The organism is Arcticibacter svalbardensis MN12-7, from assembly GCF_000403135.1.
Lineage (GTDB): Bacteria > Bacteroidota > Bacteroidia > Sphingobacteriales > Sphingobacteriaceae > Arcticibacter > Arcticibacter svalbardensis.
Window position 1 is genome coordinate 29,097 of sequence record NZ_AQPN01000084.1, and the last position, 15,703, is coordinate 44,799.

Below are 15,703 nucleotides of genomic sequence, written 5' to 3' on the forward strand. Positions count from 1 at the left end.
CACGATTTCAAATGATAATCCTTTATAATTAAGAATTAAATTTTTTACATAGTATAACAAACAGAAATTAGCATCTCGAAACTCCAGGAGCTAAAGAAACAGGTAGAAAAGTATTTAATATTAAATCTAAAGCATATAGGTGAGGTGTACCACTATATATATGCAGTTGACTATGATAGAAAAGGAACCAACATCAGGTTGTTTGAAATCCTTAATCCGAAGATAATAATCAATCTATCAGTTTCGGCTCATATACCATCAAAATGATGATATACAGTTGATAGAGCGTAGAACTTGCTGGATATAATGAGGTATTTAGAGCAAATGTTTTTGATTTATAACAAATATTACCGTAATTCGTTAAACCGATTTAGTTACCCTTTGCAAAACCTGATTTATTCTTAATAATAGAATTTATAATACCTTCTTTCTTGTTTTTTGATAAAAAATTAAATTCTTAAATTCATTTTGGTGGTTTATTGGGATAAAAAATAAGATTAAAAATATACGGTATAAATTCCTAATGAAATAGGGCTTAGCCGGAAATTAAATTTTAAATGATGATACCTATTCCACGACACTCCCAAAAGGATCAGAAGGAGAACAAATGGGAAAGACCTTAAAAGTACTGAAGAATAAACATACAGGTTAATTTAAGATGTGCAATTTTTAATAAAAAAAATAAATGAAAATACTATTCGTTATTGTTGGCCTCATACTGAGTAACATGGTTCAGGCACAATTTAAGTTTCCGGAAAAGATTGAGCGCAGTCATCCACGGTTAATGTCTCCCGATATTACCAAAGAACAGATTCTTCAGGAAATTAAAAATTCTCCAGAAGTTAAAAATGCGTATGGAAAATTTAAAAGTCGGATAGCTGGATATGTGAAGCAATATGAAACCGATCCGGAGTGGATGGCTTCACGTTTGCAAATGTATTGGAAAAGCCATGCCACTGATGTTTTTATAAAAGGCGAATTTTATTCACATGCAGAAGGAAAGGCTCCAGTTCCAACAGTGCGTTTTACGGGAAGCAGGGATAATATTTGCAACTATAATATGCCAAGTACTGAAGATGTTTTACCTTATATGGACGACGAAAGAGGTTTGTGGGTACAAAACAAAACAACGAAAAAATGGGAGTGGGCGGAACAATCAAAAACCGGTAGAGTTGTAGAAAATATCAACCAAAGGATAATGGAGTATGCAAGGGATGCCGCATTGGTTTATTTTATTGAAGGAGATACCCGATATGCTAAATTTGCTACCCACCTATTTGATGTGTACATGCATGGCATCTATTATCGAAATGTCCCTTATGATATAGAGCATGGAAATATACAGAACTTGGTCGGATATACCTCATTTCAGGTAATAAAAGAAGGAGTAGTAGATCCTTTAGCCAGTTGTTACGATTATTTATATGGTTATTTAAAAGAAAATGCCAAGGATGAAATACCTATTTATAGTACATCTTTTAAAAAGATGGCTGAACAGATTATTAAAAATGGGGTGCCAGATAACAATTGGAATTTAATACAGGCAAACATCGTTCTTCAGGTGGCATTTATTTTGGAAGATGATAGTAAATATGAAGATGGAAGAGGTTGCCAGTATTACTTGGATAGGATATTTAATAAAACGGAAGCGCGGCAGTGGGGAATTACAAAGCTTTTAAATCAAGGCTATGATCCACATAATGGTATTTGGGAAGAATGTGCTGGATACAGTATGGGAGTAACAAAAGATTTTACAAGTCTTATGATTACAATTCAAGATGCGGTGAACATTGATATTTTACCTGATATGCCTGTGCTTCCTAAAGCAGTTAATGTATTGCCTCAATATATGTTCCCCAATAAATATGTTGTTGCTTTTGGTGATACACATTATGGTAAAGTAAGTCCCGAGGCGATATTTAATATGGTGAGAAATGCCCGGAAATTTGGTAAAGCAGATCAGGAGAAGAAATATACCGCTATGGCACTCATGATAAATAATGCCAATGGTGATTCAATAGACCAGAATAGAAGGTCAAGAAATGCTTTCATGTCTCTTTTGACAGGTAATGGGACTGTTCTGGATAGAAATATACAGCCCGCAAATATTAACGATTATGTAACCCCCACTTTTTATGCACCAAATGTTAGCTGGTTGGCATTGCGTAACGGTTTCGACTCAAAACATGGTTTAATGATTTCACAGGCAGGCTCATTGGGTAATCACATGCATTCCAATGGCATTGCAATGGAATTATATGGTAAAAATTATGTTTTGGGAGTGGAGGGAGGTCGTGGTTCAAGTTATTTTCAACCGGATTATCTCGAGTATTATTCCCAGTTTCCGGCACACAATACCGTATCTGTTAATGGGATATCACAATATAAGGCAATGAAAAGTGAGCAGCCTTTTAAGATGAATGCGGTATATCCTCAGTCTGAGCGAAAAACAGGATATTATCCTGGAATTTCATTTTCAGATCTTTATTTCCTGGAACCCAAAACAAATGCCGATCAAACCCGCTTAATGGGTGTTGTTAGAACGGGTAAAACATCGGGTTACTATATTGATATATTCCGTTCAAAATGTAAGGCTGGAAATGACAAATACCATGATTATTTTTACCATAACATAGGTCAGAAACTTACCTTATCCGACACAAAAAATGAACTGCTAGCTTTAAGCCCAAGCAAACAATTATCATCTGCTGAAGGAGATATTAAGGCATACGATTATATATCGGATAAAGAATCGGTAAAGACGGATCAGGATTTTAGGGCCACCTTTGAATTGAACATACCTGGCGAAGAAAGGGTAAGCATGAATATGTGGATGAGAGGTGATGTTAACCGCGAAATATTTAAAGTCAAAACACCTCACTCTGAAGCTATGCGTGACGCAATGATTCCAAATGATATTGCAAAAATGCCTCTTTTAACAACCATAGTGCGTAACAATGGTGAAGCATGGAAACATCCATTTGTTGCAGTATATGAACCGACAACCGAAAGTGAACCAGCAACCATAAAAAACATCACATCATTTAAGGCAAATGGAGCTTCCGATGCTTTTGTTGGACTCAAAATTGAAAGTTTATCTAATCGGACGGATTACATCTTTTCTTCCGACACTTTTACACCCTGTACCTTTCAGAATATTTCATTTAGCGGAACTTTTGGTATAGTAACAAAAGAGCTGGATAAAACCACGCTATTTCTTGGATCAGGCAACGCGATTAAAAATGAAGGCTATTCAATTAAAGTAAAGGAAAATGGCTCAAGTTCGGCAACGCTAGAATATAATAGTAATACGATACACCTTACCACTGATTCAACCATTGTTTTAACAATTCCAGATAAATATAAAAAAGGAGAAATTGTTCTTTGTTATGGATCAAGCGAGATAAAAGGAGAACGCCAAAAAGACCAGGGGATTGAAAGTGTTAGATTTACCGTACCAGCCATTCCCTATCAAGAGGTAAAAGTGAAAATAAAAAAATAGGTAATATTTGTCGAACAGGGTTTCCCCGCTCTGCTTGAATGCTACCCGGTCAATCTGGCCCATCTTTTTAGAGTGCTCCGCATTCTTGCCCCGCGAAGTATTCATCGGGCTCAGTTTGATCTTGTTCGTGGCATTCTTAAGGCTGACAATGACCTGTCTGGAATTACTAAATTTGACTGGAGGAAATTTGAAAGACAGATTTAAATAAATTAAATTTGATATTTTGAATAAACAAATGTTTGATGACTCCTTTAAAACGATGGCTGTAGAATTAACGCATGCCAAGGGATCAGTTAAAGAGGTAGCCGATGATGAATTAGCTAAAGACAATGAGATCAAAAGTGAGGGTGTTGGAATTGCTGGAGCACGAACAACACAATGGGATAGATTCGAGAAACTTTGAAAGATGGCTACTAACAATGAATTACAAAGACTTACAAAATATCCTACAGATACTACAAAACGACTTTTTGAAAGAACATTGCAAGGCTCTGATTAATTTCGCCACAATACTTTAGGCAAATACATGTTCATAGCCTTAACCCGGTATCCTAACCCTACTTTTGCTTATATTAAAATTAAAATCAAATTGACGGAATATGATAAAAGTGATGTTAAGGATGAAATGTATACTGAAAAGTAAAGGCCTTTGAGATAATCTCAAAAGCCTTTTTATGCTTATTGTCTAATAATTATATATTATGTAAAATCATAAGTTGCAAAAGCTAGAATTAGACTAGCTTATTACCAACAATCTACTTTAAATCAAACCTATCCAGGTTCATCACTTTACTCCACACAGCCACAAAGTCTTTTACGAATTTATCCTGACTTCCTGCGCTATCGTACACTTCAGCCACAGCTCTTAATTCTGAATTAGATCCAAAAACAAGATCTGCACGCGTGCCTGTCCATTTTATTTCTCCGGTGACACGGTTGGTACCTACATAAAGTTCTTTATCCCCGGACATTGATTTCCATGCAGTACTCATATCGAGCAGGTTTACAAAGAAATCGTTACTTAGTAACCCGGGACGTGATGTAAAAACACCATGCTGAGACCCATCAAAATTAGTGTTCAATACCCGCATACCTCCCAGTAATACCGTTAGCTCAGGTGCTGTGAGTGTAAGCAAATGAGCCTTATCGATCAGCATTTCTTCGGTGGATACAGGAATCTTAGAATTGCGGTAATTACGGAAACCGTCAGCAGCGGGTTCAAGGAAGCCGAATGATTCTGCATCGGTTTGTTCCTGTGAAGCATCCATACGACCAGGTGTAAAAGGAACAGTAATTGCATTCCCTGCATCCTGAGCTGCTTTTTCGACTCCTGCAGTACCGGCCAGTACGATTAAATCGGCCAGGGAAACTTTTTTACCATCTGTTTGGGCTCCATTAAATTCTTTTTGAATGCCTTCCAGGATGTTTAATACTTTTTGCAATTGCACCGGATTATTCACCTGCCAGTATTTTTGTGGAGCAAGGCGAATGCGGGCACCATTGGCACCACCTCGCTTATCCGATCCGCGGAAGGTAGAAGCCGAAGCCCATGCTGTGGAAACTAACTCAGATACGCTTAACCCTGATTCCAAGACCTTTGCTTTCAATGTAGCAATATCGCTTTCAGCGATGAGTATGTGGTCAACGGCTGGAATAGGATCCTGCCAAAGCAATTCCTCCTGTGGTACTTCAGGACCTAAATAACGTGCACGTGGACCCATGTCGCGGTGTGTTAACTTAAACCATGCACGAGCAAAAGCATCTGCAAATTCATCAGGGTTTTCAAAGAAGCGCCTTGATATTTTTTCATACGCTGGATCAGACCTTAAAGCTATGTCGGTAGTAAGCATGGTAGGTAGATGCTTTTTCGAGCTATCGTATGCATCAGGAATAAAAGCTTCTGCGTTTATAGCTACCCATTGATGTGCACCGGCAGGACTCTTAGACAGTTCCCATTCAAAACCAAACAAGTTTTCAAAATAGTTATTGCTCCATTGGGTGGGTGTTTTGGTCCATATTACTTCCAGCCCACTGGTAATCGTGTCGGCACCTTTGCCAGAACCATAACTGTTGTTCCATCCAAAACCTTGCATTTCGATATCATTGGCTTCAGGCTCTTTGCCTACATGATCAGCAGAGGCAGCTCCATGAGTTTTGCCAAAGCTGTGACCACCGGCTATTAATGCAACCGTCTCCTCATCGTTCATGGCCATCCGACCAAATGTATCTCTGATATCTTTGGCTGAAGCAATTGGGTCTGGGTTACCATCTGGACCTTCAGGATTCACATAAATCAACCCCATTTGTACCGCTGCAAGTGGATTTTCCAAATCGCGGGTGTGGATATTACCGTCGGCGTCATCGTCTGATACCAATACACCATGATCCTCTTGAACGCCTGGTGATCCATGTGCATAACGCAGGTCACCACCCAACCAGGTAGTTTCAGATCCCCAGTAGACAGATTCGTCCGCTTCCCATACATCTTCACGACCACCGGCAAATCCAAAGGTCTGAAATCCCATTGACTCCAGTGCGACATTCCCAGTAAGAATAATCAGATCAGCCCATGAAATTTTGTTGCCATATTTTTGTTTAATTGGCCAAAGTAATCTGCGGGCTTTATCAAGACTTACGTTGTCGGGCCAACTATTAAGTGGGGCAAAACGTTGTAGTCCTGCACCGGCACCACCACGTCCATCACCTACACGGTAAGTTCCGGCACTATGCCATGCCATACGGATAAATAAACCACCATAGTGTCCAAAGTCTGCAGGCCACCAGTCCTGGGAGTCAGTCATAAGTGCATTAAGGTCCGTTTTCACAGCCGCAAGGTCTAGACTTTTAAAAGCTTCAGCATAATTAAAATCATCACCCATAGGATCAGACAAAGAGGAGTGCTGTCGCAGAATACTTAATTTTAACTGGTTGGGCCACCAATCACGGTTGCGGGTACCGCCACCGCCAATATTACTCTTCATGCTACCATTAATAAATGGGCACTTGCTGATATCATTTGATTCATTTTCCATATTTTACAAGTTTATTTATTGACCACTTTATATGTTTTGGCAATTATAAAGCACTATAAAATTATGCTATTGAATGAAATAATCACAATCATTTATTTCTATGTTAAATAGATAATGTCTATTAGGCAAAAACCTCTATCAAAAGATATCGACTCAGTTTTTGCACCATTTCATATCTCTATTAAAAAAAATATTTATTAGCAAAAAATTAATACGTAGCTTTAAATAACTAATAATGAAACTACTGACTTAAATTCTAGCCTACACTATTTTGATATGAAAGAAATTAAAACATCATACTTTGATTTTTTAAAAAAATCAAGAAATAGAAACGGAACTGAATTACCTGAAGTGAACGATTTAATTGAGCAATTTAATCGTGAATCAATCAGCAATCATTTTTTTCCTCATGTTTTTTATTTCAGCGATTATATACAGAATACCAACTATTTCAGACCGTTTTCAAGCAGGTATTTCCTTGGCTATACTTCTGAATTCTTATTAAAAACAGATGCCTTGTTTTTTAATAGAATGAGGGACCAAAAGGATATGGAAATTTTCGATGAGCAAATATTTCCTGATCAAATGGCTTTTTTAGCCAATCATAAAGGTGATAAAAATGTAGAGTATACATTTATCACGAATTTCCGATTAAAAAACTATAGTGATACGTGGTCGTCACTAGTGCAACGCACCCATTATCTTTTTAATGATCATTCCATAATGCCTGTTGCATCCATCAATTCGTTAACAGATTTTACTTATCTTAAAAATGATTTAACAATTAATCATTTAATAGAAAAATGTGAAGAATGCCACGAGAAAACTGTAATAGAAAGCAAATGTTATTACCCAAATAACAAGAGCGACATTTTCAGTAAACGTGAGGTAGATGTATTGAAACTGGCGAGTCAGGGAATGGGGAGTAAACAAATAGCAGATCAGTTAAATATCAGTATTCACACCATCAATAACCACAGAAGAAATATGCTGGTAAGATCTAACTGCAAAAACTTCTTACAACTAGTAGATATTGCCGTTAAATCCGGGGTTCTTTAGCCGGTCTACAATTCATCCCTCATTCCAAATTTAACCTGTACTATTTCTTTCCATGAATTGGCATTTTGGAACATCAATTCTAAATTGTCAGCATCAAGGGCTTTTAGCCAGTTTTCTGCTTGTGCTTTTTCTTCAATGTGATCCAGACTAATGCGCCGTTCCTGATTGGTAACATTTCCTCTGGTAGTAGCCTCTTTACCTTGCGGACCAAGTACAGCAAGTGGAGCTCCATCACCTTCCATTTCAAAACCATTCTTTTTCAAGAATTCTACCGCAGCAGGATCTCGTTTTACATTTTCCCAAAATTTACGTCTTGCGGTATGATACATTTCAATTACGGTTTCTTTTTTATAATCGGTAACTTGCTTGCCTTTCAGAACATCCTTACGTGCTGACTCCCAGTGCGCTTTAAGCTCATCAATATCCGAAATCTTTCTTCCCATTACCTTATTAATCCGATCCATTGCTTTTTTAAATCCACCTTTACCCAGTTCTTTAATTTCAGCATCAGTCATTAGGTCAGTAGCATCGATCTGCCTTCTTTGGCGTTTAGGTATTTTGGTATCATCAATTCTATAGCCAGACTTAGCGCCCCCGGTTACATTAGCTGCATCCATAGCTTCAAGCGCATTGTCCACTTCTTTATCCGTCATTCCGAACAGATGTTTTCTTAAATCATCAGCTTCTTTCAATTTACTTTCAAATACAGCTGCATCGTTCGCCACCCTTTTTGCCTCATCTTTATTTCCTTTTGCAGCCGCGTCTTTCGCTCTTGCTTCAAGATCAGTCATTTCTTTGTTAATCCAAGGATCTTTTTCAAGAACCTCATTGTATTTCATACGCAAATCCGAACAGAAATCTGAACAACGAATAATACGTCCTTTTTCCGTAACCGTTAAATTATGCTGTTTATCTACTGTTTGACTTTTGCCCATTTCAAACACAGTGGATTCTTTCCAGGCAAGTTCACCTTGTTGTGCTAATGGAGCTACTTTTCCAGGTTCAGTGTTACTGCTTTTATTTCTAATAAATGGAGGTGCCTGATCGGTTGGTTTTCCATGTTCATCAACCCATCCCCTTTCATGGAATGACTGGTACTTGCTTTTTTCGATACGTGCGGTTAAATGTTCTCCAATATCTTTTACTTTACTGAAAGATGCAAATGCAAGCATTGCTCCTTGCTGTATGGCTTCCATGGTAATTTGTTGCAGCATTTCGTCTTCTTCAGCTTTTGAGAGACCTAGCGATTTAACTGCCGCAATATCATCCTGAACTTTTAACCCGACGAGCACTGCATTGCCTGTTAACTCTACTCCATCGTAAATGAGTAAAAGTTTATCTAGTCTTTGGATAGTTACTGCCCTTTGAATGGCACCTACTGATCTGCTTAAGGTAGCTGTTAATCTACCTACAGTGCCAAATACTTGTACAACAGCTCCAATAATACTGACCACATCTATCGCAAACTCTGCATCAAGCTCAAAGGTTCCCTGGTCGACATGCTTATAAATGTTCCGTGCTGCCAATGCCGCTCCTGCCACAGCGGTACCAATTCCTAAGGCCATGACGATACCACCAATTGCGGCTGCAGATGCCGGAGCAAGAGTTCCCATTGATAAAACAGCTCCAGCAATTAATAGCACAATACCTATAACAGCCAATGCCTGAGCAAGATATTCAGTAGCTGTAGTTACAGAATCAACTTCTCCTCTATATGATGTTCCAGCTACACGGTATATAATTTTACCGTTTCCATATTTATTGTCTTCACCAAATTTGATAAATGCACTGTTTATAGCATCCTTTTCTGTTGAAGACTCTTCGCCAACATAGGTCATATCCTTTTTAGAGGAATCGAAAGTTACATCCAATAGCATCATTTTATAGTTTCCGTCTTTGGGGTCGCTATCTTCGTGATGACCTATAATTAAAATCAACGGAACCAAATTACCGTCTTCTTGCTTAACCAATGCGGCTACGCACCTTTGTGTTGGGAGATCTTTTCTGAGCTTTTCATTGCCCGTCATCCGAACGATACGTTTGTCAAGTTTTATAAGATCATCGTATTGTTTTTGAATAAGTTTGGTATACTCATCAACGGCGGTTATATCTCCGGTTTTATAATCAAAAATCTGACGAATTAATATATATAGATGGAACAGGTCCGGATCAAGAGCCTTAAGTCTTAACATGAAAGGATCATGGGTCTTATCACCTGAAAAACCGATACTCCTGGCTCGATCGTCTAATATGAATTTTTTAAGTTCGCCAGCTTTTTTAATCAGATCCTGTGTTTCAGCGGCATCTTTTTTGGTGAGTTTACGCAGATCAGATTCTTTCTCTCTGGCTTCCATTTCCTTGATCTGATCAAGAAGGAGTTTCTTCTTTATCGGATCTTTTTCTGCTTCGGCTTGTTTCTTGAGCTCTTCAATGGCATTTGGATCTGCCAGCGCAAATGCTGATGCAAGATCCTTCGCATTTTTAATTGTAAATGGATAAGCTGCCAAACTTGCCTGCCTTTTCACTTTCCAATCGTCGGGAAATGAAACATAGGCTTTAGATGTCAATAAAAATTCCCCCTCGCCCAGATCACTCATTTTTACTTCCTGTTCCCAATCCCTATCTACTTCATAACTTTTTTTAGAACTTCCAAATGATGATCCATTTTTAAGTACATACTCCTTACTAAAGGAAACAAATTGATCTGGAGTGACCTGCGGATTGTTTTTTAAAACGTTTAAATCATCAGGCAATGGATAAATATTCCATGAATAGAAATTATTCATTGCCATGTGAAGTAAAGTAAGATTTAGCAAATTGTTGCCGTGTACGGATGCTGTGTCAAGCACCATTCTGAAATTATTACTCGCTACTGTAGCTGTGTTTCTATCGGCACTTAGGTTGCGGGGGAAGATGTTAGCAGGATAAGGCGGAAGAATAGTTGGATCACCTTTTTGGTCTTTATCGCCAACTTTTACATCCATATTATCCGTAGTAATATTACCACTTCTAATGGCTCCAGCAGCTTTCCGAACCATTGGAGCCCAATCTGCCGCTTTATCTGTTTCTTTTAAAGCGATCGGAATTGTGCCTCCTATAAGTTCAGGCAGTTCAGTTATCGATGCCTCTTTTTTAATTTTATATATCCAAACCCTTAGATAAACGTTTTCCGTTTCAGCTTCCTTCTGGATGCTTATGCTTAGTTTATCTGGAAAATCAGTAGCTTCCTTTTCACTTTTCCTCTGTTTAGAAAGTATTTCTTCTATTTGTTGTCTTAGTTTTATTGCCCAGGCAAATTTATTGCCTTTAGTTTGCGGAGTGCTGTCAATGTCTGTAATTTCTTTCTGTTCGTCTTTCTTAATATCTGCCTCATCAATCATCAATTTAACCTTCGTGTACAGTTTCTGTACTACCTCTACTGTATAAATATCTTTATCATTCGCAGCATCCCATTCAGACTTTAATACAGTGAGATAGCTTTCACTTTTCCCTTTTTCGACTTCAATTGTCCAGGCATCGGCACCTTTTGTGATCTGTACTTTATCTGACCCGTAAAAGAATATCCGATCTGGCAAATTAGGATTATCTTTATTTGCGGCACGATCCTCCGCTATTTTAGCTTCAATTCTCTTTTTTAAATCTTTAAACCAATCCGGATAGTTTGTACTTAAAACAGGACCTTCTTTTTTATCCTTATCTCTTTTATCCGTCGTTGAAAAACTACCTGCGGGAATAAAGGCGACAGCGAAACCTATTCCTTCAGCTTTAGAATGAAAATCTTTCCTCTCTGCATCTATGGAAAACCAAGTATCAAGCTGCAGCTCTTTATCATCAAGATCTGCAGCTTTTTTATCCTCGGGGGTTTCACCCTTCCAACCCATGAGTGCATATTTTAAAATTTTATCTCCATCTGCCTGTTCTACCTCAACCATTCCAAGTAATGCAAATTTGTTACCCACAGTTTGGATGAGATAATGATTTCCAAAGGCTATGGAACGGAATGTGTAAGTAGCTTGTATGGTTTTTTCAAACCCAGTTACATCACCCTTTATGGAGTACAACACTGCGGTAGTACCACTTATAATCAGGACATGATGTAAACTTCCAATACCTTGAATTTCATCATACGCTCCTAATAAAGTATAAACAATGACATCCGCCTCGTTGCCTGTAGACTGTAAATAACTTTCGCCCAGGTCTCCAGGTTTACGTTGAATTTCTTCCTCTGCTTCACAATGCGCACATTTCCGTTGTATTGACAAATCATTTAAGCCTGTATTAGGATCATCTGGTGGTGGAGCAAAACTTTGTTTTTGAATCCCAATACTGTTTTTTTGTAGAACTTCTGGTTTAATCTCGGGAACAGGTGTAGAAACAGCCTCATAATTTACCTGCGAATTCAATTCGTGTTTTCGCTGTAAGAAAGAGTGCTCCCTATCCGGGGTTAAACTTTCGGATTTCATATTTATATGATTCCCTCCTTGTTGTATAGTATGCGTTAATTCGTGAGCTAATAATTGTTTCCCTTCTGATGATTGGGGTTGATATTGACTTTGATTGAAATAGATATCATTGCCAACAGTAAATGCTTTAGCGTTAAGCTCTCTACTTAATTGAACAGCATTTGAATCAGTATGGATATTTACATTGCTAAAATCGCTACCAAAACGACTTGACATAAAGGTTTGAGTGGTATCATCTAAAGATGATCCATTTCCCCTTGAATTGTGAATATTTTGAGAGACCTGATCTGAAGCTGAAGTAGGATTTCCTATACTTTTTCGCTGAATAAAAGTCGTTACAGTATCAGATAATGGCTTTTTATGGATAGATTCTTCTTTCTTTTCTTCCGCTTCACACTCGTTACATTTGCGTTGCAGAAAATTTGATTCGGGCATACGCATTACATGGTCTGCTACCTCATCCGCCTCTTTTTCCAACGGATCATCCGGAGCACCAACATTTAGCTTTGTCTGAAAAAAGAATCCAGGTTGCCCATCTACTTTAAGTACATCAGATTGCAAATTTTCCTGCACTGCAGATTGTGCAGGTAAGTTTACTGGTTCCGGAACAGATACTTCTTTCATGCGAATTATTACATGTGGATTATTTATTTTCCGAAAGATGAGCCAACTGGAGCAGGGATAATTTTACCCCATATTTGCAGGTAGTGGTACAGTTCAAAAGCGGGCTGATCTGCAAAGATCTCTGTATCTATTTTGCCGGGATCAGCAGTAAGATCAAAAAGATGATCACCTGAAGTGGTTATTTCAGGCTCGTACATCTTGATATGACTATCGGTTAAGTCTTTATAAATAAGCATTTGATGACCACCTTTATGATCTCTGTTTAGGTCAATTTGACTAGCGGTAGGTTTTTTAGACGCATCTATTCTCCTTATAAATACACTTCGGCTATGTTTGCCTTCCTCATCTGTAATGTTTAGACGAGTGGATTTTCGGTTGGAAGGAATATCAGCCAAATCAAATGTAGAGTTAAAGCTTACCCCCCAGGTATTCAACATCAACTGTTCCCCAGGATTTAATGCGTTAGCTTGTTTTAATAACTCATCTTTGTTATTGCACCAAACATCCATATTTACCATACTTTGAGCACTGTCAAAAGAGGGCACGATCTGGCTCCTTACGGTATCTGGTGTAGCTGCCGGAGTTCCTCTCCTATCTGAATAAAACAGATCATGAACCGCTTCCATTGCCCAGTACATGTGGCCGTAAGTTGCTTGCTTTGCTTTAATCTTTGCTTTTACAAAATCTATTACTTTCATGGCTGACTTTTCACGTTGCCCTGGCACTCCGGATTGTAAAAAACCCTGGAAAGAAATGGATACTAAATAATTGATTGCTGCATCAGGTCCATTAAGAATATGACTCATTAGCGCAACTGCCTGCACGCAACGAACGGCGTCACTATCTGTACCCGGAATGCGATCATACTGCCCGAGCTTGTTGGCAATTTCAGTACCGTTCCATCCGGTTTCAGTAAATGGCAAAGTTGTTTCTGGGAGCTGACTGTTTGCTTCGATTGTTGCAGTGTCTCTTCCAGCCGACATTTCCCCCGGCGCTAGTGGGGTACTAAGTGAGCTTGTATCTGGAAAACCTGAAGTTACGGTAAGCGGAGGCATATTTACCGTATCGGGTTCCCTTTGCACTTTCGGAGCAATGTTGTTTTGCTGAATGGTGTGAGTTAGTTCATGTGAAAGCAAACGTTTCCCATCTGCAGAAGCAGGATTATATTTACCTTCATTGAAATAGATGTCTTTTCCAATGGTAAAAGCCTGAGCGTTTAAGGATTTTGAGAGTTGGTTCGAAACGGGATCAGTATGTATTTTGATATCAGAAAAAGTAGATCCAAAACGACTTTCCATAAAGTCCTGCGTTCCTGAATCCATTTTGTTTCCACTCCCTCTTGTTGATTCTATCTGTTTACCAGTATCTCCAGATATGGCAGTACCGCCTAAATCATTTTTCTTTTGAATAAAAGTTACTTTTGGCTTACGCTGTAATTCTTCTTCTTGACAATGGGCACATTTCCGTTGAATAAAAGAACTTTCGGACATTCGCATAACCTGATCGGTTACTGCATCGGCTTCATGTTCAAGGGGATCATTGGGAGATCCTACAGATAGTTTGGTTTGAACATATAAATTAGAAACAACTGGATTTAGTAAGACTTCAGTATGCTGTATTTCTGGCTGCTGCGTAATTGCAGCAGGCATTGCTTCAGGGTCTGATACCACAGCTTGTTTCATTTCCTCTTCTATTGCCTCATTATAATTAAATGACTTTTATCAAATTACCATCTGCTTTTGGTTTTCTCCGGAGTGGTTGTTACACCACTAGTTCCAGTCCAGGTAATTTCTTCATCCCAATTCCACCACATATATTGTGGTTCCATTCCACTCAAAGTAAATGCCGGATGACTTGCAAATGCTCCAAATGATGCCTGGTCCATGGTATTGTACATCCACACGCGTAGAGTAGCGGTATGTGCTGCACAATCAATTGTATCAACAGTTACATACAAACCAAAAGAACCTATCGAACAGGTATACAGATCCGTTGTTTGCATGGCTGGTCCAGGAAACATTGTTCCTACATACAAAATAAAAGCATTCCTGCAGGTATCAGGATCGGTTCCCGGCGGACTATTCACCCAAAGCGGGTAAGCATTTGGATCGGTTACTGGTGGTTTCGTCATGCCTGCATGCCAGCTTGCGTCGGTTCTGTGGCTAGCAGCCCAAGTAGCACAATCTGCTGCTGCATCTGCTTTAATTGTATTCAAACCATCTATTACAGGTTGCCAGGCCCTTACCAGGTTTGTATAACTATCACTTTCGGGCATATCCCACTGTGTAGGACTAGAGAAAGGAGAGAAAAATTCATTTAATATAGAGCCGATAGCTGTGCGTTGTACCCATTCTTTATTCTGAATAGCTGCACCTTGTCCCTGTTGAATCGTATGTGTAAGTTCATGTGCCAATAGCTTTTTCCCCTCGCTTGAATTTGGTTGATACTGTCCATGATTAAAATAAATATCTTTACCTACTGTGAAGGCTTTAGCGTTAAGGCTTTGGCTTAATTGAGATGAACGGTCATCAGTATGGATGTTAACATGACTTAAATCAGTTCCGAAGCGGCTACTCATAAAACTGTTAGTCTGGCTATCCATACTACTTCCACCCCCGCGTGAAGAGGCTATTTCGCTAGAAACTCCATCGCTCACTTTTGAGGTATCGGCACCCTGAGCTTGAATTTGTGTTATAGTAGAACTTAATGGTTTACGCTGTGCCTTTTCTTCTTCTTCCTGGCAATGTGCACATTTCCGTTGTATAAATGAATTTTCGGGCATCCGCATTATTTGATCGGAAACAGCATCTGCTTCCCGTTCAAGTGGGTCATCGGGTGCCCCAACCGTTAACTTAGTCTGAAAAAATAAATTGCTTCCATTCTCAGCAGGCAACACATCTGTCTGCTGTATTTCTTGCTGTTGTGCAATTGCAGCTGGAATTGCTACTGGTTCTGATGCGACAGCCTCTTTCATAATACGTGTCGGTTTAAAGAATATTAGTTAATTCGGGATAGCATTTTTG

Annotated in this window: 7 protein-coding genes and 1 pseudogene; 3 read left to right on the top strand and 5 right to left on the bottom strand. The window is 38.8% G+C overall.

Features of this window, described 5'->3' with window-relative positions; all coding sequences use genetic code 11:
• The first annotated feature begins 685 nt into the window (after positions 1 to 685).
• Entirely contained in the window at positions 686 to 3,502 is a 2,817-nt protein-coding gene (locus ADIARSV_RS23045) for a heparinase II/III family protein (RefSeq protein ID WP_016195565.1), read from the top strand.
• Here the strand turns inward: ADIARSV_RS23045 and ADIARSV_RS22565 are convergent.
• Positions 3,497 to 3,658: pseudogene (locus ADIARSV_RS22565) on the bottom strand (DUF5712 family protein); the annotation flags it as partial. The gene ADIARSV_RS23045 and the pseudogene ADIARSV_RS22565 overlap by 6 nt on opposite strands.
• A 67-nt stretch (positions 3,659 to 3,725) precedes the next feature.
• On the opposite strand from ADIARSV_RS22565, the gene ADIARSV_RS21890 reads away from it, so the two are divergent.
• Positions 3,726 to 3,905 carry a hypothetical protein gene (locus tag ADIARSV_RS21890; protein ID WP_160166656.1) on the top strand — a complete coding sequence of 60 codons (180 nt, stop codon included), beginning with the start codon at positions 3,726 to 3,728 and terminating at the stop codon, positions 3,903 to 3,905.
• A 352-nt stretch (positions 3,906 to 4,257) separates the two neighbouring features.
• Here the strand turns inward: ADIARSV_RS21890 and katG are convergent, their stop codons facing one another.
• Positions 4,258 to 6,534: a catalase/peroxidase HPI gene (katG, locus tag ADIARSV_RS10890; protein ID WP_040299801.1), complete on the bottom strand. Its 2,277-nt coding sequence runs from the start codon at positions 6,532 to 6,534 to the stop codon at positions 4,258 to 4,260.
• Positions 6,535 to 6,810: 276 nt separating this feature from the next.
• On the opposite strand from katG, the gene ADIARSV_RS10895 reads away from it, so the two are divergent.
• Entirely contained in the window at positions 6,811 to 7,593 is a 783-nt protein-coding gene (locus ADIARSV_RS10895; RefSeq protein WP_016195569.1) for a response regulator transcription factor, read from the top strand.
• A 5-nt stretch (positions 7,594 to 7,598) separates the two neighbouring features.
• On the opposite strand, the gene ADIARSV_RS20615 is transcribed toward ADIARSV_RS10895, so the two are convergent.
• Genes ADIARSV_RS20615 through ADIARSV_RS20625 form a run of 3 tightly spaced genes read right to left on the bottom strand, consistent with a single transcriptional unit; the run spans position 7,599 to position 15,654 of the window.
• Positions 7,599 to 12,680: an eCIS core domain-containing protein gene (locus ADIARSV_RS20615; RefSeq protein ID WP_016195570.1), complete on the bottom strand. Its 5,082-nt coding sequence runs from the start codon at positions 12,678 to 12,680 to the stop codon at positions 7,599 to 7,601.
• Positions 12,681 to 12,703: 23 nt separating this feature from the next.
• Positions 12,704 to 14,362, bottom strand: coding sequence for an eCIS core domain-containing protein (locus ADIARSV_RS20620; RefSeq protein WP_016195571.1), 1,659 nt, complete (start codon positions 14,360 to 14,362; stop codon positions 12,704 to 12,706).
• A 44-nt stretch (positions 14,363 to 14,406) separates the two neighbouring features.
• The gene (locus ADIARSV_RS20625; protein WP_016195572.1) at positions 14,407 to 15,654 is read right to left on the bottom strand and encodes an eCIS core domain-containing protein; all 1,248 of its coding nucleotides are present in this window, start codon (positions 15,652 to 15,654) and stop codon (positions 14,407 to 14,409) included.
• Between the last annotated feature and the right edge of the window lie 49 nt (positions 15,655 to 15,703).